Here is a 23,170-nt window from a genome sequence, read left to right on the forward strand (position 1 = left end):
ACTAATCAGCCGCCAACGCATCAATCGTATTGAGCTTAGCAGCGCGACGGGAAGGTACGAAACTCGCCACCAGCGCGATCACAATCGCGATAATGACAGCAAAGATAACGTTTCCCAATGAAACCTGTACGATATTAAAATGAATTAGCCCTTTCAAAGCCCCGTTCATCACCACTTGGATAACATAAGCCATGGCTACACCCAGTACGGCTGAAATCCCACCAATCAAAAGCGCTTCGTTGGTAAACAAGCCGCGAATATCTTTGGCCCGTGCCCCAAGGGCACGTAGGACGCCAATTTCACGCGTGCGTTCTGAAACCGACATATATGTCGTCACAATAATCATAATCGCTGAAACAAGCAGTGAAATACCTGCAATCGCCGCTAATACATAAGATGCCAGACTGGTAATCGTATTAATTGTGCTTAAAATATCATCAACCGATACCCCGACAAAGACTTGTTGCTGGTTCGCCGTCACCGCGTTAATCCGCTTCATCGTCGCCTTAACAGCCTTCGTGTTTTTAATTTGAACTGCTGCGTAGTTTGCGTCAGCATTCGCATGGTTTTGCTTAAGATCATTTTGAATCGTGGCCCAGTTTTGAATAAATAAGGCGCCTGATTGGCCACCATCTGTGATACCACTGATCTTAGCTGAAGTCTTGATCATGACTGGGCGGTTGTTAGCATCATAAGCGAGATAACTGAAACTAATATTTTGGCCAATTAAGGCTTGATAATTCGCCTGAATTTTCTTCGCATAGGCCAAGTCAATGACAACTTCACCATTTTGCGGTTGATGACCTGCTTTAATAATCTTAGCTGCATATTGTGGGGTCCACGTTTCAAGCTGAACTGGGTCAGAACGTACTTGCCCATAAGTGAAGACAGCATTATTATACTTGCCACCAGGATAAACGGCGTCCACCCCAGCCACTTGACTTAATTGCTTTAATTGTTGCGCATCAAGGGTTGTTGCAGAATAGTTCGTTGCCATGGCTTGCATCGTGGCGCGCATGCGCTCAGTCGCAGTAGCCTTTTTATCTTGGGTGGTGTTACGTAATACGTTTTGATAATTTGGATTCACTAACGCATTCACTTGGTCATTGATGTAGCCTTTCACACCATTCCCCAAGCCGAGAAAGAAGATGACAGAGAAAATACCGATGGCCGAGCCGAAGATAATGAGGAAGTTTTGCAGTTTTTTGTATTTCAAATGGTCAAATGCCATATCCCAAACGGCACGGCGCTTAAGCGGGTGAGAAGTTAAGCGCGGTGTGGTTGCTGGCACGGCATACTTTTCTTTGAGGTTTTTTTCATCGTCAATTTTACCATCTGCCATATGCACAATACGTGTGCCGTAATCGGCCACGGCTTGCGAATGGGTCACGACAATGACTAACTTCCCCTCTTGGGCGATTTGGGCCAATAATTCCAAAACCTCGGTGGTGTTAGCCGCATCTAAAGCCCCAGTAGGTTCATCGGCAATCATGATATCTGGATCAGATGCCAAGGCACGGGCGATCGCCACCCGTTGCTTTTGCCCACCTGACAATTGCGAAGGATACTTGTGCATGTGCTCAGCCAAACCAACCTTGGTCAAAAGCTCGGTTGCACGCTGCTTACGTTCCCGCGCTGATAGTGTCGTCATATTCAAGCTTGTTTCAACGTTCTCCAAGTTTGTTTGGTAGTTGATGAGATTGAAACTCTGGAAAATATAGCCAATTGTCTCGCGACGATACACATCCAATTTTTTGGCCTGGGTATGATCCAGTTGTTCACCCGCCACAACGACACGGCCCTCAAAGTTACGATCCAAGCCACCAATGATGTTCATCAAAGTTGATTTTCCACCACCAGATTCACCAAGAATCGAAACAAATTCACCTTTTTCAAAGGATAGATCAATCCCCTTTAAGACTGGAAAGGCAGTTTTACCTAGATAATATGACTTTTTAATCCCATGCAATTCCAAAAACGCCATTTAAAATCCTACTTTCATTCTGAGCCATCCCGGCTAACTCATTTATATTATCGACCAATGCATCACACAGTCACATCAACCATCACGCTTTTCCGCCACGGCAGCAAAATCTGGTAATAAGCTTTTTGCCAAATCATACAGGCCTGCTTTATTAATAAAATCCGCGGCAAAAATATCTGGCAGGATATCGGTTGCAATGTACTTGACACTCGCCATGCTTTTAAAATCGGCCAACGCCTCTAAGCTACTTTGAAAAATGTTGACATAGACTGGTTCTGGATTGAACTTAACTAATTCACCATACGCCTCATACATTAAATCGACTTTATCGGCAATTGATAAAATTTGGCCTTCAATGGTGTGATCTTTACCTTCTCCCAAACGTCTGGTATATGCGGCTTGAAATTCGCTTGGAATTTCTGTTTTAATAAAATTTTCTGTCATGGTGTCTTCAACATCAGCCAACATCGCGCGCAAATTTGCGGTAGCATATTTAACCGGTGTCTTGATATCACCAATAAAGCGCTCGGTGTAATCATGATTGAGCGCTTTTTCATAAACAGATTGCCAGTTAATGTTCGCCCCATTTTGTGCTTCAACATCTGCTAAAAACTGGGCAACTTGCGTGACTTTCCAAGAGTGCGCGGCCACATTGTGTGGTTGATACTTAAAGAATCCTGGCGCACGATTAATCAACTCTAATTGATTCAATCCCATAAAAAATTCGTGCATTGGCATGGCCACTCATATGTGTTGCTGGTCAACCAGCAACACACTTTCCTCCTTATTGTTCAAAATCGTTATCCTTATCATACACGACTTTCATTTCAGGTGCACGCGCGACCCCTTTATTATCAATTTTCAGTAAGCCAATCATCACCATCAGCACCCAAGATTTGCGGGAATACGCGATATACATGGGTACCCAATTTTTAGTGAACTTACTTTTATAATGATGTAGCCCTTCAAAAGAATATACTTTAGAACCAAATTGATAGACTAAATTGGCTAAGCGCTCGCGACCAAAACTTTGCCGGTGCTGACCAACGTTTGCCAGTGGCGACATGCCTAAATTCAAAGTCTGTAACCCTTGGGCTTTGGCATACGCAATCGTATTGACAAATAACACATCCATCACGCCGTTGGGCGCTGCTTGCGTGAAGCGCATGAGATCAACGGCCAATTGTTGTTCAGAATGTGAGGTCACCAACGTGGCAAAAGCCTCAATTTTACCCGCTTGAGCCAGCACAGCAATGGGATATCGTTGCAGATAGTTTGGATCAAAGAAACCAAGCGAATAGCCTTTTTCCTCGCGGCCAGCCAGCCATTCTTGACTGATGGCTTGGAGCTGCGCCATGATTTGTTGACTGAACGGCGGTGTGAGAACTTGATATTCAAAGCCGGCACGTTGTGCCTGGTTGACAACTGACCGGACGTTTTGCATTTTTTTACCAGCCGTGGAGAATGCTGACAAGATCACATGCGCTTCTTCGCCGAGTTTGAAGAAATCATAACCAAATTCGTGCGCTAACATGGCCACTTGTTCGCTTACTTCATAGAAAACTGGCGTATACCCTAAGACGTCGGCATCATCTACAAATTGTTGCATCCCCGCCGCAAAATATTTTTTATCCCCAAAAGGATCGCCCATCACCATGGCCTGATTATTGATCACACGAAATTGCAGGCCGACAACATCCTGGCCAGCAACTTGATAAAAATAGAAGCGCTTGTCACCTAAGAATGCTAGGTTGGTGTAATGGGTATCGCCAAGCACTAACAGCTGATTAAGTCGTGGTTCATCTAACGGGACACCCAATTGTTGCTGGTGCGCACTCAGATAACGTGACAAGAGCAGGCTAAACGCCGTAACAACTAGAATAATTGCGGTCCCCATTAACCACCAATGCACTGATGGGAGTAACCCTAATTGGTTCAGGCGCTGAAAATGGTGTTTCACCAATGGTGCATTGAGAACGCCCAGCGCCAAGTAGCTAATGATTAACAAGCCCCATATACCGCCATCAACCACTTGTTGCTCCCAAGAATGAATAAACTGTTCTCGGTACAACGTTTTTTTACTTAAAATAACGGCGACTAACAAGAGGCCAAAAATGACCACGGGCAAGATTTGCCGAAATGAAATCAAGGTATAGATCACGACAAGAATCAACACCACAATGGTCGACCAATACGCACGTTTAACCCGATTAGCAATCCCACGCGCACTAATTAACAAGAGGAAGCCCAGTAAAATATTAGGCAATTGATTCGCTAAGGCAAAGGTAATTGGCCAAGGTCGCAATCGATGCAATACTGTAATGCGCTGCATGATACTTGGCATCGTGCCAGATAACACTAATAAAATCCCTGCTAAATACAAGGCCACTGTTGTCAGCTGATGTGTCACCGATAAGGCCACATAATGCGGCACACCGCGATAGTCGGTGTTGATTTTCCGAGACAAACGATAGAAAAACAACACCAGTGCACTCGCCAATGGCATCATGTTATAGACCAACCGGTAGAGAATTAGCCACACAACTGCCTTCTCCACATCAATTGCTAGCCCAGAAAACAAGAGTAACATCGACACATCAAATGAACCCCAAGTCCCGGGGGTCATCGTCACCAAGGCAATCGTATTGGCAATCGTAAACAGTAATAACATGATGGCAACGCGCACGTTGACACCGATTGTGAGACCAATCGTGACAAATAAGGCCATTTGCAGGGCGTAAGTGAGTAAGGCATTCCCCGATAAAAGCACCAACGCCCGTGGGGTCATCCCTTGCCAAAAATGAAAACGCGGCACAAGTGACATCAGCCCAACAAAGATTGCTGCGCCAAGCAAGAGCATCAACCAAATCATATTATCCTCATAGCCCGGAACAAAATTAAACCAGACGGCCACAATCGCGCCTGCACTGGCAACAAATAACCCCGTCAAACTCAGAATATACATTTGAATATAGGGCTTCATATGATTGGTGTTTTTCTGGTCGAAAAACCAAATTCGGCGTAACAACATGCCCACAGTGCCCACAAACCCAGCATTGATGTTGAACACATTAATTAACCAAGAACGGGCTAATAATTCACGCCGATTGAGATGGTAATGTTGCCATTTAGCTAAAATGACATCGTTTAATACTGTCGGTAAAACGGCGACAAAGCCCAATACCATCAATAGAAGTGCCTGCCACCAATAAATATCATTGATGGTTGAAAAAATCATGTCCCAAGTGATTTCTCGTGTCATATAAAACGATTGACTAATTAGAATCACAGTCACCGTTGGGACAATTAACCGTGATAAAAGCTGTTTAAATTTTTTCATGCCTGCCCCCTTGGCGTAAAAATGGCAGCACCATGGTGCTAAATTTTTTAGGATTGGTATAGGTCACAAAGTGACTATGACGTGGAATAATCATGATTTCAGCGTGTGGTAAAATGGCCGCAATCCGTTCAATGTGGCGCTTTTTCACTAAATCAAACTGACCAATCACTAACAACGTTGGTGCTTGAACCCGCTCAAGATCCCGTCGGCTAATGTTTAATGGTTCACTCATCACGTGCAACTGCTTATTGCGGCGCATGGCATAATGATTAAACGGTGCCAGCAAGCGCGTCAAGTATTGCGCGAGGCTATCAACCCACCATAGGATTTTATACACCCCACGCTTGGACAAATTGGGCGCATTGAGCACCATTTTTTTGACGCGAGTGGGATGAATAGTGGCGTATTTCATTGCGATATTCGCCCCATCACTGTAACCGAGCAACCCAAAACAGCTAATGGCTTCTTTTTGGCGAATCATGTCGATGTCAGCCACGACATCATCAAATTGAATACGCCGCTTCGAATTAGACGACCGGCCATGCCCCCGCGTGTCGATCGCAATCACATGAAAATACTGTTCGTAGTAAACAATTTGCGGACGAAAATAGCGCGCTGAACTGCCGTTACCATGTAACAAAAAAAGGGTTTCTTGCTGGCGATCACCATATTCATCATATACAATTTTTGTGCCGTCTGGCATCACCATGGTTTTCGTTACCATATCAATTTGCCACCATCCAAAAAAGAGAGCTTATCGCTCTCTTCATTATACCGTTTACTTGTCAGTTGGTTCGTTTGAATCAACAATTTTTTCTTCAGTCACCGTTTCAGCTGGCTTCAAGTCATCAACAACCACTTTTTCACCTGCTTCAGGCGTCTTTGGCTTGATTGTGCGAATAGCAGCCAAATCAAATGTCAAGATCACACCTTCGGCGTCCAAATCAACAGTTTTTGCTTCCTTATTCACGCTGTCAACAACCGCATGCAAGCCACCGATTGTCACAATTTCAGATCCTTTTTCAAGGCTATTTTGTCGTTCTTCTTGGGCTGCACGTTGCTTTTTTTGTTGGCGGTTCATAAACCAAAACATACCAACAATCAAAATAATTGGAAGTACCAAATTCAAATTCATGGGATTTTGTCCTCTTTCTGGAATCGGTCTGACAGGGGTTGCCAGACACTATAATACTATTATATCAAAAATTCAATCACTTTTTAGAATAAGCGCGCATTTGGCTTATTATAACCATATTCTTCCATCACTGTTTCACGGAATGCTAAGAGTTCATCGTTTTCAATGGCCGTCCGCATATCTTCCATAAACTGTAATAAGAAGCGCAAATTGTGTTGTGAGGCCAATTGTGCGCCTAATATTTCATTGGCGTTAAACAAATGGTGTAAGTATGAACGCGTCAAGTTTTGGAAAGGATTGTATCCGGGGTTGTCAAATTGCGCTTGGTTGCCAAATTGCTGTGTTCGGATAGGATTTGGTGAATAGTAACTCAAATCTGGATCCAAAGGCGTGAAGTCTTGCTTATACTTGGCGTTTTTTATGACAACACGGCCATGGCGCGTCATCAACGTTCCCTTACGCGCAATGCGTGTGGGTAGCACAGAGTCAAACATATCAATTCCGCGCATAACCCCATCAATCAAGGAATCAGGGGCCGCTACTCCCATCAAATAACGTGGCTTGTCTTCAGGCAAGAGTGGCATCGTGAAATCTAACACACGATTCATCTCGGTTTTTGATTCGCCAACCGATAACCCACCAACAGCATAACCTGGCAAGTCTAAACTAACCAATCCTTGGGCTGACTCGGTACGCAGTGCCTTGAAACCTGCCCCCTGCACAATACCAAATAAGGCTTGGGCGTCAGGCTTTTTGTGGGCAACTTGCGCACGTTCTGCCCATCTTAACGAGCGTTGCATGGATTCCTTAATGTAGTCATAACTTTCAAAGTACGGAATGGCTTCATCTAATTGCATCATCACATCCGAACCCAAGTTGTTTTGAATGCGCATCGCCACTTCCGGTGACAAAAACATTTTGTCACCATTCACATGGTTTTGAAAAGTCACCCCTTCTTCTTGTAACTTCCGAGCATCAGAAAGTGAAAAGACCTGGAAACCACCAGAATCAGTTAAAATGGCCTGGTCCCAACCCATATATTTGTGCAAACCACCTGCTTGGGCGATGAGTTCATCACCGGGGCGTACCCACAAGTGATAAGTATTACTCAAAATAAATTGCGCACCGATGTCTTTTAACTCACGCGTCCCGACACCTTTGACAGCGCCTTGCGTGCCCACAGGCATAAACATTGGCGTTTCAAATGTGCCATGTGGCGTATGAATCCGGCCACGGCGCGCACCGGTATATTTTTCAGTATGAAGATGTTCATACCACACTGCTGGTTTTTCTGTTGTCATCTTTTGTATTTATGATCGGCCATGATCGACGAAACGTCGTAATATGCCGACTTATCCTTTGCTATTCATTAGTAAAATCAATCTATTATATTCTACCAGTTTTCAGTGGACAAAAAAAGCTACCGCCAAGACACTGCTCGCGTGTCCAAACGTTAGCTTATTTGGTTAACTTTGCCGATGTGACCTGCACACGTTGTGCAGACAACTGGCTATTTTCTGACATACTCCAATAACTTTCTTGTGTCACGATAAAGGAATCAAACATCGGCACCCCAAGTTGATCCCCTAAATGTTGGAGTTGTTGGCTAAATTTCACATCAACGTCTGACGGCGTTAAATTTCCGCTGGGATGATTGTGCACCATCATAAAGCCCAGGGCATTGGCCTTGAGCACCCGTTGAAAGATTTCGCGCGGCGAAGCTTGGACATGGGTCAAGCTCCCAACAAATACCGTTTCCCAACCAATCACGTTGAGCTGCGCATCTAATAACGCAATGCAGAGCTGTTCCTGTGGTAAATGTCCAAGTTGCTGTTTGGCGTAATGCCCAATTTCTTCAGAAAACTTGGCATTTAACAACTTTGGTCGGGTCGCGCTCACTACCCGTTGACCAATTGCGACCCCGAGTAATAGCGCGCGATTATAGGTTGGATTTTGCGCAATGAAATCTTCGGCGACGGCTTGTGACATTTCATTAAAATCGTAGTCATTGGGAAAAAAACGCCGTAAGGTTTTGATCTGTTGGGCGCCATCTTGCCCGAGAATTGTATAATACTTTTTAATTTGATCGTTGATTGTCATCTCACACCTCTGTGAGATAATACGTCATTAATCCGGCTTCTTCACAACGCGCAACGCCCACAATGATAGGCCAGCCGCGATCAAAATTAAGATAATATCTAAGCGGAACATCCAGCTTGTCCCTTGTTGGGTCGCGGTCATCAGTGCTGACTTTGAACCTGCCGCATCCTTTTGGAAAATGGCCAAGACACCAGCAGCCAAGGCAATGCCAACGGCAGCAGAATAATTATTCGTGGCTGAAAAGATGGAATTCCCCGCACTTTGAAAGGTCACGGCGACGTGACTGACAGCATGCGTCATGTTGTTCCCAAACCAGAACCCAGCGCCTAGCTGAACAATCATAAAGCTCAAGGTCATGTGGCCCACACTGATTGGTAATGTTGCCATCAGTAAAGTCCCAATGAGCATCAAGCTTAAACCAATCATGATTGGCAGCTTAGCACCAAAACGATCATACAAGCGCCCCGACACAATTGCCATTAACGCATAACCCAACGCCCCTGGTAACAGCGTCAATCCGGCAACTTGTGCATTTTTAAGCAGCACAATTTGCAACGCCATTGGAATGGCATAATTAAACGTGAGATTGACGGCCTGGGTCACAAATGAAGCGGCAATACTGAGCGAAAACGTCTTGAACTTAAAAATTCTCGGATCAAGTAAGGGCGCTGTTTCATGTTTAGCATACAGCAAATAACTCACAATGCTGCCTAACATTAACACAAATAGTCCCAGACTATAGATATTAGTAAAACCGTGCGTACTCATGCGTTCAATCATGAAAATACCGGCTACGAAAAACGTACTCAAAAGTAACCAACCAAGCCAATCCAGCTTTTCTTTCACGACAACCGAGATCTGCCTAATTGTGAACCAGCCAAATACTAACGAACCAATTTGAATCGGCAAAACAACCCAAAAGACGGTGTGCCAACCAAAATTTTGGGTCAAATACCCACCAAACGCTGGCCCAATGGCTGGCGCAAAGGAAATAATAAGTGAGCCCAACCCCACCATGGTGCCGCGCTTATTTTCGGGGACTTGTTCAAAAATGACATTGTACATCAACGGCATCCCGACACCACCGCCAATCCCCTGCAACAACCGACCAAATAAGGTCCAACCAAAATCATTACTGATGGCATCAATTAAAACACCAATAAGGGAAATCACGGTCGCCACCACGAACTGACTACGGTTCGTGAAACGTTTTTTTAACCAAGGTGAAAGAATGACCACCATACTGGTGAGCAAAATCACCCCTGAAGTCAACCACTGGACAGTGCTTGACGTCACATTAAATGTGGCCATTAACTTTGGAAAACTGACATTTAATGCCGTTTCCAACATAATATCGGTAAAGCCTAATAGGCCAATAGCCAACACGCTTAAAATCAGCCGTGCTGACAGTTTTGTTTCTACTTGTTGCATATTTGTCCTCTCACCTCACTAACAAAATAGAGTGATCCTGTAAATACGATTAATTCTGCGGGACATGTTTGATACGCTGTCTGCCAATCCGTTGCGGTCTGTACCCGATGCTGTTTTGCAGCTGTTGAAATATCTAAACTATGCCGACCATTGGGGCCAACAAACGGCACCAGGATAATATCAAAGCGTGGATCACTTAAAATGTCATCAAAAGCTAAGGTCACATTTTTATCCGTCAGGCTACCAATAATCAACGTGATTGTTGCCGGTTTTGGCGTGAGTTGTTGCAACGCCTCAAAAAGCTTGGTTAACCCATCAACGTTGTGCGCCCCATCAATGATGACGTTTGGCTTAATGCGCTCAAACCGCGCCGCAAATTGGCTCTCGGCTAACCCTTGTTGCATCTGGTCTGGCGTGATGTGCGCATCAAACGCCTCAACTGCTGCCACTGCCGTAGCCGTATTTTGCACCTGATAACTCCCCGGCAACCCTTGCACATAGCCCCCGCGTTGGCCGCGGATTAACGGCGACAACGCGTGTTGCGCCATCACTGCCATGGCTTCATCTGGCAAATCACCAACAACGACGGCCATATCATCATGAATAATGCCCGCTTTTTGCACGGCAATATCTGTCAACGTTGGTCCAAGTAACGCTTGATGGTCTAAGCCGACACTCGTGATCACAGCCACTTTGGCATGCGGCATCACATTTGTCGAATCCCACAAGCCACCGATGCCGACCTCAATCACTAAGGCCGTTAAGTCTTGCTGCGCAAAATATGTGAACATGATTGCCGTTAAGACTTCAAATTCAGTCGGGACATCAGGTGCGAGGGCTGCATCTAATGACACCAATGCCGTTGCGACTTGCTGTGTCACTGTCAGTAAATCTTGTTCAGGGATTAATGCATTATCAATTTGAATGCGTTCCCGAAAATCAGTAATGAACGGTGACATAAACAAACCAGTCCGATAGCCTGCTGTGCGCAAAATATTACTCGTCATCGTCGCCACCGACCCCTTGCCGTTGGTGCCAGTGATGTGGATAGCCGATGGTAGGTTGTTTTGCGGGTTTCCAAGGGCTGCTAAAAGTGCGCGCATGCGCGCCAGGGATTCTTTTTGCCCACCTTTTGGTCGACTATGAATATAGGCAATTGCTTCGGCTACGTTTTGCATGATTTGTCTCCTTCACTCACAACTAACGAAAAACCATCCAATACTTGTTTGGACGGTTTCATCGTATACATTATCTACACTTGTGACTGCATGACACGGCGGGTGTAAATGACTGGTTTATTAATCTTTTTCGCGTACAGTGAATTCACGATGTTGGCGCGGTGCCCCACCAGTGCGGCGTTCTGTTGAACGGCCGTCACGACGCTTGTAATCGCCAAAGCGACGTTCGCCGTTAGCACCACCGCCTTCACGACGTGGACCACCATTGCTACGACGATCACGGTTACCACGGTAACCGCCACGACGTTCGCTCCCACCACGGCTTCCGCCATTGCCATTACGGCGTGATGATGAGCCACCATTACCACGACGACGTGGTAATGGTCGTTCGCGAGTGATTTCAACTGGTGTGTTTTGCTTTGCCAAATCAGCAACCGATGACAACAAAGCTGCTGCCAATTGTTCTGCGCTGTATTGGTTTGTCAACTTTTCAACTTCTGATTGAATTTCGTCAACATCAACCGTGTTCACTAACTTTGACACTTCATCAGCCGCATTCTTAATCTTACCAATACGTGCTTCTTGCAATGTTGCGGGTTGCAAAGGTGTCATGCGCTTCTTGGTGAGTTCTTCCACACCACGCAAATAGTCCATTTCATTTGGCGCAACTAGTGTCACTGACACACCCTTGGCACCGGCACGGCCAGTACGGCCGATACGGTGAACGTATGATTCTGGGTCTTGTGGAATATCGAAGTTATAAACGTGTGACACATCCTTAACATCCAAACCACGTGCCGCCACATCGGTTGCAACCAAAATGTTAATTTCATGCGACTTGAATTGTGCCAAGACGCGTGAACGCATTTGTTGGGTCAAATCACCATGCAAACCAGCTGCATGGTAGCCACGTGCTTCCAAACCACGAGATAATTCTTCAACGCGACGCTTTGTACGGCCAAACACAATCGCCAACTTTGGTGCTTGCACATCAAAGATACGTGTCATTGTATCAAACTTTTCGTTTTCACGCATCCGAACGAAGTATTGATCAACCAAATCTGTTGTCAATTCTTTGGCTTCAATTTGGATGTGTTCTGGGTTCGTCATGAACTTCACACCAATCCGCTTAATGGCAGGTGGCATTGTGGCTGAGAACAATAATGTTTGACGATCGGCTGGTGTGTTGTTGATGATAGCTTCAATATCATCCAAGAAGCCCATGTTCAACATTTCGTCGGCTTCATCCAAAACCAATGTCTTAACTTGGTCAATCTTAACCGTCTTACGGTTAATGTGATCAAGCAAACGACCAGGTGTGCCGACCAAAATTTGTGGTCGTGACTTCAAGTTTTGAATTTGACGGCGAATGTCAGCCCCACCAAAGACAACCTGAACATCAACATGCTTGTCATGCCCCAACTTCTTTAATTCATCGGCTGTTTGAATCGCCAATTCACGTGTTGGTGAAACAATTAAAGCTTGAATATTTTTGTTATCTAAATCAATGTGTTCCAAAATTGGCAAACCAAAGGCAGCTGTCTTACCAGTTCCTGTTTGCGCTTGACCAATCACATCTTTACCCGCTAATGTGAGCGGAATCGTGTTTTCTTGGATAGGTGTTGCTTCCACATAACCATGGGTTACAATCGCATCCAAAATATCTTGTGACAAACCGAGTTCACTAAACTTCAAAATTTTTCTCCTCTGCGCGCTCTGGCGCGTTTGCAATCAAACGTTACGACGTTTTGATCGCTGTAATTTCTGTAAATAGGGTCTTGGCGAGGGGTTCCCAGCTATGCCCTTTTTCAAGTACGTTGCTTAATAAAATCACGGCATCTTGACCATTTTGCGTGAAGACGACGGTGGGCTCATAGCCAGTAATAACGCCATGCCCGTCATTATAACTTGCATGATGGTATAACCCAGCACTATAAGATTCCCCAGCTTCTGGCGTCCACATCGCTTGTAAACATTTTTTATCGGTGATTTGATGATCAATCAACAGCCGATAATAAGTGTACAACTTACCAGTGGTCATTGCCATATTGCCTGTGCCTGTTTCCCGGGCAAATAATCCTGGGTTATCATAGGTTGGCGCACTATAATCAGCTTTTTGATACCCAATTGTTCGATGCGCATTCGTCAAAAAATGACTATAATCAGCAATATTTAAATGGTATTGCTGATTAAAAACATGATTGAATAACGTGTCGTATGATTGCCCAGTGACCTGCATCAAGATACCAGCGAGTAAACGATAATTCACAGCCTGATACGCCCATGCTTTAGAATTAAGTAACCGCACGTGTGCTGCATCAAAAGCAACATTATCTTGCTCTGTTTTCGCCTTGTTTCCCATGATGTATTCGGCCAACCCGCTGGTCATCGTCATCATTTGTCGAATCGTTACTTGGTTTGACCCAGGCACATTCGGATAATATTTTGACAATAACGTATCAAGGCTGAGTTTCCCAGCTTGAACTTGTTGCATAATTAACGTTGCTGTGAAGCTCTTTTGCAACGAGGCAATTTGATACAATGACTGGGCATTGTTATGTTGCTGCTTGGCATGGTCAGCATAGCCATAACCTTGTTGCAAAATCACTTGATTGTGGTGCACAATCAGGGCTGTGCCAATGTAGCCCGCTGCTTTGAGCTGCTGATCTACTTGGACGGCTGTTTGATCTTGTTTCAAGAAAACATTTTGATCTAATCTTGCTGCCTTGAGCCCATCATTTAATTTTGCTCGGGTCGCTAGTGCTTTTGAAACACGGGCATCAGCCGTTGACCGAACAGCCACAAAACTCGCGCCCCCGACAATACTCAACACGAGGGTCACCAAAAGGCCGCGTCGCCAAAATTTGGCACTGATGGTTTGATGTTGCATGCGTTTCAACTTTGCATCCCCCAAAAATACAACAACTATTGTACTAATGCATTAACAACGTTTTCTAGATGAATGCCATGACTTGCTTTTAATAAGATCACATCATTTGCGTCCCCTAACGTCTCAAGGTCAGCAGTTAATTGGTCAAGTTGATGTGCGTCATATAAGTGCAAGTGCTCTGAATCAAAGTATGGCGCTAAAATGGGTGCCGTATTTTGTGTAAATAACTGCCCAACAAGGTAAACACCGGTCACGTTGGCTGCTAAAATGGCCTGGGCCAAATCGGCATGTAATGTGGCTGCTTGTTCACCTAATTCTAACATATCCCCCAACACAACGTACTTATGTGGTGCCGGTATTGCTTTTAATGTCGCCAAAACTGCTGCTACGGCCGTCGGATTTGAATTATAAACATCACTAATCAAATGCACACCGCGTGCTGTCACGAGTCGTTCTGTGCGATTTTTAGTCAAATCAAATGTTTGTAGCGCCAAAACGGCGTCGTTTAAATCAATATGTAATAAGATACCCGCTGAAACTGCTGCGAGCGCATTCATAATATTATACCCGCCAATCAACGGAATTGCAAATTGTGTCTGTTGATACGTGAATTGCGTTGTGGTTGCATCCCCTTGAATATCTGAAACACCGTCGCCAAATAGCAGCACGCGTTGGGCAACTTTAGCTTGTGTTAACAATGGCTCATCGTATGGGATGCACAAGACGCCGTCAGGTTTTAAACCAGCTACAATTTCTAATTTAGCTTTGGCAATATTTGCCCGTGTTTGGAAGAACGCAATGTGCGCTTCGCCAATCATCGTAATGATCGCCACATCAGGCACCACCATTTTAGAAAGTTGGGTCAATTGGCCTGGTCGGTCCATGCCAAGTTCAACAACCAACACCTCTGTATCAGCTGGCATCGTTAACAAAGTCATTGGCACACCAATTTCATTGTTAAAATTTTCGGGTGTTTTAAACGTTTTGAACTGACGGCCAACGACCGCGGCCGTCATATCTTTAGTCGTTGTCTTCCCATTAGACCCTGTGATAGCGACGACCTTTGGATTCAGTTCTTGTCGGCGAAATGCCCCTAATTGTTGTAAAGCAACCAACGTGTCAGGCACAATAATGGCTGGCACATCCATAGCAATGCTGTGGTGTTCATCCACCAATACTGCCGCAGCACCGTGTTGCAGTGCATCTTGAATGTATTGATGACCATCGTTTTCAGCTACTAAAGCCACAAAAAGATCTCCAGGCACAACTTGCTGCGAGTTAAAGCTAACGCCAGTAATTAGCCCTTCACCCTGGACTTTAGCATTGAGAATGTCACCAATTTTTGCAATCGAATAGTTCATATTTACTCCAAAAGCCTACTCAACGGCCTGCTGAGATAAGCTATTTTTCTTAAAGACCGTAATTGTTTCAACGTGTGATGTTTGTGGAAATTGATCCACTGGTTGGACTGCGCCGTCAATCGTGTAGCCCTGCTGGACAATTTCTGCTGCATCACGTGCCATCGTGACCGGATTACAACTAATGTAGACGATCCGCGTGGGCCCCATTTCAACGGTTGCGCGAATCAACTCGGTGGTCAAACCACGGCGCGGTGGGTCTACAAAAACAACTTCAGGCTTCAGATTCGCCTGCTCCCACACTTTAAATTGTTCAGGGGCATCTGCAAGGAGATAAGTCGCATTAGTAATCTGATTACGACGCATATTGTACTGTGCATCGGCAACCGCCCCTGGCACCACCTCAACGCCCAAAACTTGCTTTACCCGATTTGCCACGGTAATCCCAATCGTGCCAATGCCCGAATAGGCATCAATGATTGTATCTGTTGGCTTTAAGTCCGCCTTTTGCGCAGCTAAATCATACAACACCTCAGTCGTTTGTGGATTGACTTGATAGAAAGAATTTGGCCCAATGATGAATTCATACCCTAACAACGTATCATGGATGGCCGCTTCACCCCATAAGGTCCGATTATTAGGACTTAACAAGACGAAATCTTTTTTAGGGCTCAGGTTAAAGATGAAACTCTTGAGTTCTGGCAATGCAGCCTGCACGTCAGCGATAATGGCTGCTTCATTGGGAATTGTCGGGTCATTAGAGACCAAAACCACCATGAGCTCGTGTGAATAATAACCGCGCCGCACCATAATATAACGGATCGCCCCGACTTGTTGATCAGGGTCAAACGCCGTGACTTGATATTTTTCAAGAATATCACGCACAACAACAATCGCCTGATCAATTTTAGCATCATTGACAAAATAATCCGTCATTGGGACCAAGTCATGGGTCCCGCGCCGGTAAAAACCACTGGTTAAGTGCCCGTCTTGCCACTTCACCGGTACAATCGTTTTATTACGATAATACGTCGGATCGGCCATACCAATCGTTGGTGCAACCGGCACATCAAGGCCTTGTTGTGCCAATAAGCGTTGGACCTGTGTGCGTTTCAAGTCAAGTTGGGCTTGATATTTCATGTTGACTAATGGCGCCGTACCGGCATCAATCAAATATTGTCGTTGACTATTTTCCCGTTGGTCTGAAACAGTAAGTCGTGTCACGACTCGGGCGTATCCGGAAAACTTATCGACTTGGGTGACCGCAATGACAATTTTTTCACCTGGTAACGCATCAGCGACGTATAGCGGATAAGTTGGTGTGATTTGGACAATCCCCATACCATCAATCCGAATATCATCGACAGTGACGGTCAATTGTTCATGCAGTTTTACTGGTAAAATTGTTCGTGGCATCCTGTCCCACTTGCTAGTTTCTCACCCTATCTCACACGATGATGACTAACATTTCTCCTTTTACATCGATTTAAAAAATAAAAGCGTTCACCAAAGTGAACGCTTTTACCAGAACAATTACTTGTCTTCGTTGTTCTTGAAGCCAAATCCAGCAAACTTCTTGTTGAACTTGTCGACCGCACCATCGGCTTGCGTAAACTTTTGCTTACCTGTGTAGAATGGGTGTGAGTCTGATGTGATATCCATACGGATAACTGGGTATTCAGTACCTTCAAAATCAGTTGTGTCGTTTGATGTTGCAGTAGAAGCTGACAAGAACTTCTTACCTGTCGTTGCATCAAGGAAGACCACTGGACGGTATTCTGGGTGAATTTCTGCTTGCATAACTATTTCTCCTTAGCGCCCTGAAACATCTGTAACAGAGTCAGTTTATAACTAGTATATTTTATCATAAGCTACAATGCATTGCAATCATGATTTTTAACTGTTAGGGCATTAAATTAATTAAGTCAATCCCTTCAATTGAAATATCAGCCCCTAATCCGGCTAACTTTTCTTGAATTCGATCGTAACCACGTAAAATGTGGTCGGCATCATTAATCACAGTATCCCCTTCAGCCATCACCGCTGCAATGACTAAGGCTGCGCCAGCTCGAATTTCAGCTGCCGCAACATCTGTGCCAATCAATCGTGGTGAATGGTTCACGCGAATCTTGCCAGGCTTTTCTGAATCGATATCCCCACCCATGCGACGCAATTCTGCAATGTGCTTGACGCGCTTTGGATAGATCGTGTCTTGAATCACACTTTCACCTTCAGCCATGAGCAACAATGGTGTAATAGGCTGCTGCAAGTCTGTGGCAAAACCTGGATAAGGCATTGTTTTGATGTTAACGGGCTGCAAAGCATCCGATGGGTACACATGAATCGCATCTTCGCCAATATCAAGGTTAACACCCATTTCAATCAACTTCGAGGTATAAGATTCTAAGTGTTCTGGAATCACATTTTTAATCGTCACCCCATCACCAAAAGCTGCCGCCATACTCATGTAAGTCCCTGCTTCAATCCGATCAGGAATCACGGTATGGGTGTTGGTTGCCTTGAGTGTTGGCACCCCAGAAATGCGAATTGTATCCGTCCCAACACCGCGAATGTTGGCACCCATGTTGTTCAAAAACGTTGCAATATCGATAATTTCTGGTTCACGCGCCGCATTTTCAATGATGGTTTGGCCCTTGGCGCGAACGGCAGCCAAAATAATATTGATTGTCGCCCCAACAGAAACGGTGTCTAGTGCAATGCGTGCCCCCACCAAGCCATTTTCTGTGGCATCAATGTGGATAATGTCATTACTTTCAGTAACTTTTGCCCCAAGGGCTTCAAAACCCTTAATGTGTTGGTCAATTGGGCGACGCCCCAAATTATCACCACCAGGGAAAGTCACCGTTGCACGATTAAAGCGCCCTAATAAGGCACCCATGAAATAATAAGAGGCGCGAAGTGATTTAATCGCCCCACTTGGGAGATCGCTCTCCACAATTTGTGTTGGATCAATGGCCAAATTGCCATTTTCAAAATTCGAATGAACGTTCATTGCATCCAAAATCAATTGCAAATTTTTCACATCGAGAATTTGGGGTACGGTATCAAACGTCACCGGTGTATCCGCCAAAATCGCAGCTGGAATCAGAGCCACCGTTGAATTTTTTGCGCCACCGATTGTGACTTCACCATGGAGGCGCTTGCCTCCGTGTACAATTATTTTAGCCATGAAGTTTCCTTGTAAGAGTTATAGTCCATCAACAATTATACCGTGTTGACGGACTGAACTCAAATTTAATTAGAAAAGATTTTAACGCACTGCCACATGGAACTGGGCAATCAATGCAGCCGTTACCCGCTCAAAATCAGCGTTAACCTCTGCTTCAACCAGTGTCTCATCATTATCTTGATACGTCAATGTATAGGCTAACGAGCGCTTACCAGCAGGCAATTTATCGCCTGTGTAGACATCAAATAATTGAATATCAACCAGTTTGTCTCCGGCTGTTTGACGAATCAATGCCACAATATCCGCATGTTCTACCGTGTCATCAACCAGTAGCGCAGCATCACGGCTCATTTGTGGGAAACGTGAAATTGGTGCATAGTGTACCCCAGTCTGCACTTGGGCCATGACAGCAAATAAATTCAATTCAAAACCAAACACTGGGGCTAATTTGTGGGCTTGGGTGACTTGTGGATGCAATTGACCAACAAAGCCCAAGTAAACGTCGCCGCTGTAAATATCGGCTGTTTGACCAGGGTGCATGTTTTGATGGCGCTTGGTAGCTTCATAGCGCACCTCATCGACCCCCATTTGAGCTAAGTATTGGGCGACAACACCCTTCATGTCGTAAAAATCAACTGTTTTTTCTGTCTTATCTTGTTGCCAAGTAGACGTCGCGCGTGTCCCGGTCAGCACCCCAGCAAGATGTTCCATTTCTGTTGGGAGTGTATCAGGTGCGTTGGCGATAAAGATGCGGCCTTGTTCATACAACGCAACGTTTGCCACACCATGATTGACATTATAGACGACATCTTCTAACAAGCCAGCCAGCAAATTTTGACGGACAGTTGTCCGATCTGAACTCATTGGGTAATCTAGCGCCACAACTTTTTCACCAGGATTTTCAGCGAATTGTTGGGCCTTTTCTGGGGTTGTCAAAACATATGAGATGGCTTGGTTTAAGCCTAAGCTTTCCATAATACGCCGGCTGGCACGGATTTGGCGTTGCCGTAATGTGAGATGACCCGGGGTTGTAGGACCATAAGGTAAGGTCACTGGTAAATTATCATACCCATATAGCCGGGCAATTTCTTCGATTAAGTCGGCTTCAATCCGCATATCCGGCCGTCGTGCTGGCAAAGTTACTTGGATCGTGTCGGCTTCAATTTGATAAGTAAAAGCTAATTGGTCAAAAATACCCGCAATATCTTTTAATGTCAGCGTTGTCCCAAGAATTTGGTTCACACGCGCAGCAGTCAAAGGCATGATCACTGTGTCATAGTCCGTATCTGCAGCAACGACTAGGCCACGAGCTACTTGACCGCCGGCTAAGTCATCAACCAAGTGTGCGGCATGGTCCAATGCGGTAAATGTGGCATCCCAGTTAACCCCACGTTCAAAACGTGCCGACGCTTCCGAGTGCAAATTGTGCCGTCGTGCCGTTGCGCGCACAAGACTTGGATTGAAGACCGCGCCTTCCAAAACAATGTGTCGCGTCGTATGGTCAACTTCTGAACTGGACCCACCCATGACACCAGCCAGCATCAAAGGTTCATCAGCCGTAGCGATCACAATATCTTCACCCGCGCGTAATTCGCGTGTTTTGTCATCAAGCGTCACCAACTGTTCATCTGCCATTGCACGCCGCACATGAATGGTTTGGCCTGACAATTTATCTAAGTCAAATGCATGCAATGGTTGGCCGTACATGAGCATCATATAATTAGTAATATCAACAATATTGTTGATGGGCCGCATACCTGCATTCCAAAGAATTTTTTGCAACCAAAGGGGTGAATCTCCGACCGTCACATCATTGACGACACGCAAGGCATATTTTGGTACCAAGCTGGCATCATCAATAACGACGTTGACTTGATCACGCGCCAATGTCTCGTATTCAACCAAATCAAATGCTGGCTCTGTGACGGGTTGGTTTAGCATCGCACCAAATTCATACGCAGTCCCAATCATTGAGAGCATATCAGCGCGATTAGGCGTGAGATCCGTGTCCATGACGGGATCCGTCATTCCCAAAGCCACGAGGGCATCATCGCCTGGATGGACGCCATCATTTGGGCCAAAGACGTAAATGCCGGCTTCAAAATCCTTGGGTGCAATCTTATTATCAAAGCCAATTTCTTGCAGCGCCACTAACATGCCATGTGATACCTCACCACGTAAGTTAGCTGCCGACAATGTCACCAATTCGCCTGTTTCATGATTGACAATGTGCGCCCCGACTTTAGCCAACACGACCAATTGTCCTTCGGCCACATTCGGTGCCCCAGTCACCACTTGGATTAATTTCGGTTCGCCAATGTTGACTTGTGTAATCACCATATGGTCAGAATCAGGGTGTGGCACAACACTGACAACTTCAGCAACCACTAAGCCATCTTGTTGTTGTGCCAGGGTTGTGACACTGTCGACTTCGACACTTGTACGCGCCACTTGTTCAGCTAAATCCGCCACTGCTTGCTGATCGAGCGAAATCGCTTGATCCAAGTAGTCATTTAACCATGTTAAATTCGTTTTCATGTTTAGTTCCCCTTTCGGTTAAATTGTGACAAGAAACGGACATCATTCAAATAGAATTGACGAATATCATCAACCCCATATTTCAACATCGCAAAACGATCTGGTCCCAAGCCAAAGGCAAAGGCCGAATACTTTTCCGGATCAATGCCGTCCATGCGTAAGACGTTGGGATGCGTCATCCCAGCACCCAAAACTTCAATCCATTCGATGTCTTCTGGCTTCGTGTCGGGTGTCACTTCATTCCAAGACACATCAACTTCAACAGAAGGTTCTGTAAATGGGAAATAAGAAGGTCGCATCCGAATTTGATGCTTCTCGCCAAATAAGGCTTGCATGATCGACAATAGCGTCCCTTTCAAATCAGCCATTGTAATGTTTTCACCCACAACCATCCCTTCAACTTGATGGAATTGGTGTGAATGCGTTGCGTCATCGGTATCACGGCGATAAACTTTCCCTGGTGCAATCATCTTGAGTGGGCCTTTTGAAAAGTCATGCTTTTCCAATGACCGTGACTGCACCGGTGAGGTTTGCGTTCGCAACAAGATTTCTGGGGTAATATAGAAGGTATCTTGCATATCGCGAGCGGGGTGATCTTTTGGCAAGTTTTCCCGTTCAAAGTTATATTCGTCCGTTTCAACTTCTGGTGAATCAACGGTGTCATCAATCACTTCAAAGCCCAATCCTAAGAAATGTTGTTCAATTTCATCAATAATTTGTTGCAAAACGTGAGGTTGTCCCACGACGTGTGCGCTGCCAGGTAACGTCACGTCAATTGTTTCAGCAGCTAACTGCGCTTCAAGTTGTGCTGCTTCAGCGGCCGCCTTTTTTTCTGCCAACAATGCGGTGATTATTTGGCGCACATCATTCCCAATTTCACCGACTGTCTTCCGGTCTGCTGGCGCCACATCTTTCATGCCTTTGAGTAAAGCGGTTAATTCCCCTTTTTTCCCCAACAAACTCACCCGAAGCGCTTCAATATCTGCGTCTGCAGCATTAATCCGTTCTACTGCTGAAGCCTTTAACGCTGTTAGTTCTTCAATTAAACTCATCACAACTTCCTTTCATTGCCATTGATTATGTCTTAATGTCGTGAATAAAAAAAGTCCCATGTTATCATCGATAACATGGGACGTCATATCGTGGTACCACCCAAATTCCTGACTTCCGTCAGCTTTTGAGACAATAACGCTGTCAAAACGTTGGTGATTAAACCAAACACTCCTGACTGAAATTCATCATAGACGCAAATGCCATACTCTCACCAACCTGTATCGCTCGCTAAAATTTGTTCTATCATTACTAGGTCATTCATCGTGCTTAAAACATATTGTTTTTCATCACATCTTGCTGTTTGAACCATGCCAAGACAGCAACCCGTAAAAGACTACAACACTAGTATATCATGCGTGCACGTCTGTGTCGTCATGTTTTGTGTCAGCAACGTTATTATATTTATCCGACCATTCGTGAATCGCAGCCATGAGTGGACGCATCGCTTCTCCCGACTCGGTGAGCTTATATTCAATCAGACTGGAATTCTCATACGTCACACGGTTAACCAATTGTGCCGCCTCAAGCTCTTTCAGACGTTCAACCAAAACGCGGTCAGAACAACCGGCAATCGCCCGCGACAATTCCAAAAAACGCTTTGGCCCACTAATCAGCAACGTTTCAATAATTAAACCATTCCATTTGCGGCCAAGAATTTGAAAGGTATTGGTGAAATTCTCACAGAGGAGATCCTCTGTATGTTCTGCTAGTTTTGCCATCATTTTCCCCTCTGAGTTATTGATGTGTTCATAATAACACAAAGCCGGCAACTTGACAAAAGTAAGTAGTTATAGCAAAGTTTTCGCCAAGTAGAAGCAACCCAAGATGCCGGCATTATCACCGTTCGCCACTGGCACAATATAATCATCCAATGGTGGAACATCTAAATAATCACTCATCTGTTCAGCAAAGCTCTCTCGAACTAAGGGGAAGAGAATCTCACGATGCGGCACACCGCCCCCAAACACAATCT

19 protein-coding genes are annotated in these 23,170 nt (G+C 45.1%); all 19 read right to left on the reverse strand.

Translation table 11 applies throughout. The features are described 5' to 3' along the window. Position 1: 1 nt before the first annotated feature. Positions 2-1,984 (reverse strand): ABC transporter ATP-binding protein/permease, encoded by a 1,983-nt coding sequence (locus HF966_RS07780; RefSeq protein ID WP_168677675.1) that lies wholly within the window; start codon positions 1,982-1,984, stop codon positions 2-4. Between the two features lie 75 nt (positions 1,985-2,059). After that, positions 2,060-2,722: a YfbR-like 5'-deoxynucleotidase gene (locus HF966_RS07785; protein ID WP_168677677.1), complete on the reverse strand. Its 663-nt coding sequence runs from the start codon at positions 2,720-2,722 to the stop codon at positions 2,060-2,062. Between the two features lie 46 nt (positions 2,723-2,768). Then, a complete protein-coding gene (mprF, locus tag HF966_RS07790; RefSeq protein WP_168677679.1) occupies positions 2,769-5,324 on the reverse strand; it encodes a bifunctional lysylphosphatidylglycerol flippase/synthetase MprF in 2,556 nt (851 codons plus the stop codon). Beyond that, the gene (locus HF966_RS07795; RefSeq protein WP_168677681.1) at positions 5,311-6,048 is read right to left on the reverse strand and encodes an alpha/beta fold hydrolase; all 738 of its coding nucleotides are present in this window, start codon (positions 6,046-6,048) and stop codon (positions 5,311-5,313) included. The genes mprF and HF966_RS07795 overlap by 14 nt, the downstream gene beginning before the upstream one ends. Positions 6,049-6,102: 54 nt before the next feature. Then, positions 6,103-6,459, reverse strand: a complete 357-nt coding sequence (yajC, locus tag HF966_RS07800) for a preprotein translocase subunit YajC (RefSeq protein ID WP_168677683.1) — start codon at positions 6,457-6,459, stop codon at positions 6,103-6,105. Between the two features lie 83 nt (positions 6,460-6,542). Continuing rightward, positions 6,543-7,760: a tRNA guanosine(34) transglycosylase Tgt gene (gene tgt / locus HF966_RS07805; RefSeq protein ID WP_168677685.1), complete on the reverse strand. Its 1,218-nt coding sequence runs from the start codon at positions 7,758-7,760 to the stop codon at positions 6,543-6,545. 157 nt (positions 7,761-7,917) lie between these two features. Next, positions 7,918-8,559 carry a JAB domain-containing protein gene (locus HF966_RS07810; RefSeq protein WP_168677687.1) on the reverse strand — a complete coding sequence of 214 codons (642 nt, stop codon included), beginning with the start codon at positions 8,557-8,559 and terminating at the stop codon, positions 7,918-7,920. A 27-nt stretch (positions 8,560-8,586) separates the two neighbouring features. Then, the gene (locus tag HF966_RS07815; RefSeq protein WP_168677689.1) at positions 8,587-9,990 is read right to left on the reverse strand and encodes an MFS transporter; all 1,404 of its coding nucleotides are present in this window, start codon (positions 9,988-9,990) and stop codon (positions 8,587-8,589) included. Further along, complete coding sequence (locus tag HF966_RS07820; RefSeq protein WP_168677691.1) at positions 9,978-11,168, reverse strand: bifunctional folylpolyglutamate synthase/dihydrofolate synthase; 1,191 nt, start codon at positions 11,166-11,168, stop codon at positions 9,978-9,980. The genes HF966_RS07815 and HF966_RS07820 overlap by 13 nt, the downstream gene beginning before the upstream one ends. 120 nt (positions 11,169-11,288) lie before the next feature. After that, entirely contained in the window at positions 11,289-12,863 is a 1,575-nt protein-coding gene (cshA, locus tag HF966_RS07825; protein ID WP_168677693.1) for a degradosome RNA helicase CshA, read from the reverse strand. A 43-nt stretch (positions 12,864-12,906) separates the two neighbouring features. Next, positions 12,907-14,058 (reverse strand): serine hydrolase domain-containing protein, encoded by a 1,152-nt coding sequence (locus HF966_RS07830; RefSeq protein ID WP_246586711.1) that lies wholly within the window; start codon positions 14,056-14,058, stop codon positions 12,907-12,909. Positions 14,059-14,093: 35 nt separating this feature from the next. After that, positions 14,094-15,419 carry a UDP-N-acetylmuramoyl-tripeptide--D-alanyl-D-alanine ligase gene (locus HF966_RS07835; RefSeq protein WP_168677697.1) on the reverse strand — a complete coding sequence of 442 codons (1,326 nt, stop codon included), beginning with the start codon at positions 15,417-15,419 and terminating at the stop codon, positions 14,094-14,096. Between the two features lie 15 nt (positions 15,420-15,434). Beyond that, the gene (rlmD, locus tag HF966_RS07840) at positions 15,435-16,832 is read right to left on the reverse strand and encodes a 23S rRNA (uracil(1939)-C(5))-methyltransferase RlmD (RefSeq protein ID WP_168677699.1); all 1,398 of its coding nucleotides are present in this window, start codon (positions 16,830-16,832) and stop codon (positions 15,435-15,437) included. Between the two features lie 117 nt (positions 16,833-16,949). Continuing rightward, complete coding sequence (locus HF966_RS07845) at positions 16,950-17,216, reverse strand: type B 50S ribosomal protein L31 (RefSeq protein WP_168677700.1); 267 nt, start codon at positions 17,214-17,216, stop codon at positions 16,950-16,952. Between the two features lie 103 nt (positions 17,217-17,319). Then, the gene (gene murA / locus HF966_RS07850; RefSeq protein ID WP_168677702.1) at positions 17,320-18,606 is read right to left on the reverse strand and encodes a UDP-N-acetylglucosamine 1-carboxyvinyltransferase; all 1,287 of its coding nucleotides are present in this window, start codon (positions 18,604-18,606) and stop codon (positions 17,320-17,322) included. An 81-nt stretch (positions 18,607-18,687) separates the two neighbouring features. Continuing rightward, positions 18,688-21,144, reverse strand: coding sequence for a phenylalanine--tRNA ligase subunit beta (gene pheT / locus HF966_RS07855; RefSeq protein WP_168677704.1), 2,457 nt, complete (start codon positions 21,142-21,144; stop codon positions 18,688-18,690). 2 nt (positions 21,145-21,146) lie between these two features. Next, on the reverse strand, positions 21,147-22,196 hold the full coding sequence (pheS, locus tag HF966_RS07860; RefSeq protein ID WP_168677706.1) for a phenylalanine--tRNA ligase subunit alpha: 1,050 nt from the start codon (positions 22,194-22,196) through the stop codon (positions 21,147-21,149). 351 nt (positions 22,197-22,547) lie between these two features. Then, on the reverse strand, positions 22,548-22,916 hold the full coding sequence (locus HF966_RS07865; RefSeq protein ID WP_168677708.1) for a winged helix-turn-helix transcriptional regulator: 369 nt from the start codon (positions 22,914-22,916) through the stop codon (positions 22,548-22,550). Between the two features lie 69 nt (positions 22,917-22,985). After that, positions 22,986-23,170, reverse strand: a 185-nt coding sequence (locus HF966_RS07870) for an ROK family protein (RefSeq protein WP_168677710.1), incomplete at its 5' end; no start/stop codon positions are given.

It is taken from the genome of Leuconostoc holzapfelii, assembly GCF_012396485.1.
Classification (GTDB): domain Bacteria; phylum Bacillota; class Bacilli; order Lactobacillales; family Lactobacillaceae; genus Leuconostoc; species Leuconostoc holzapfelii.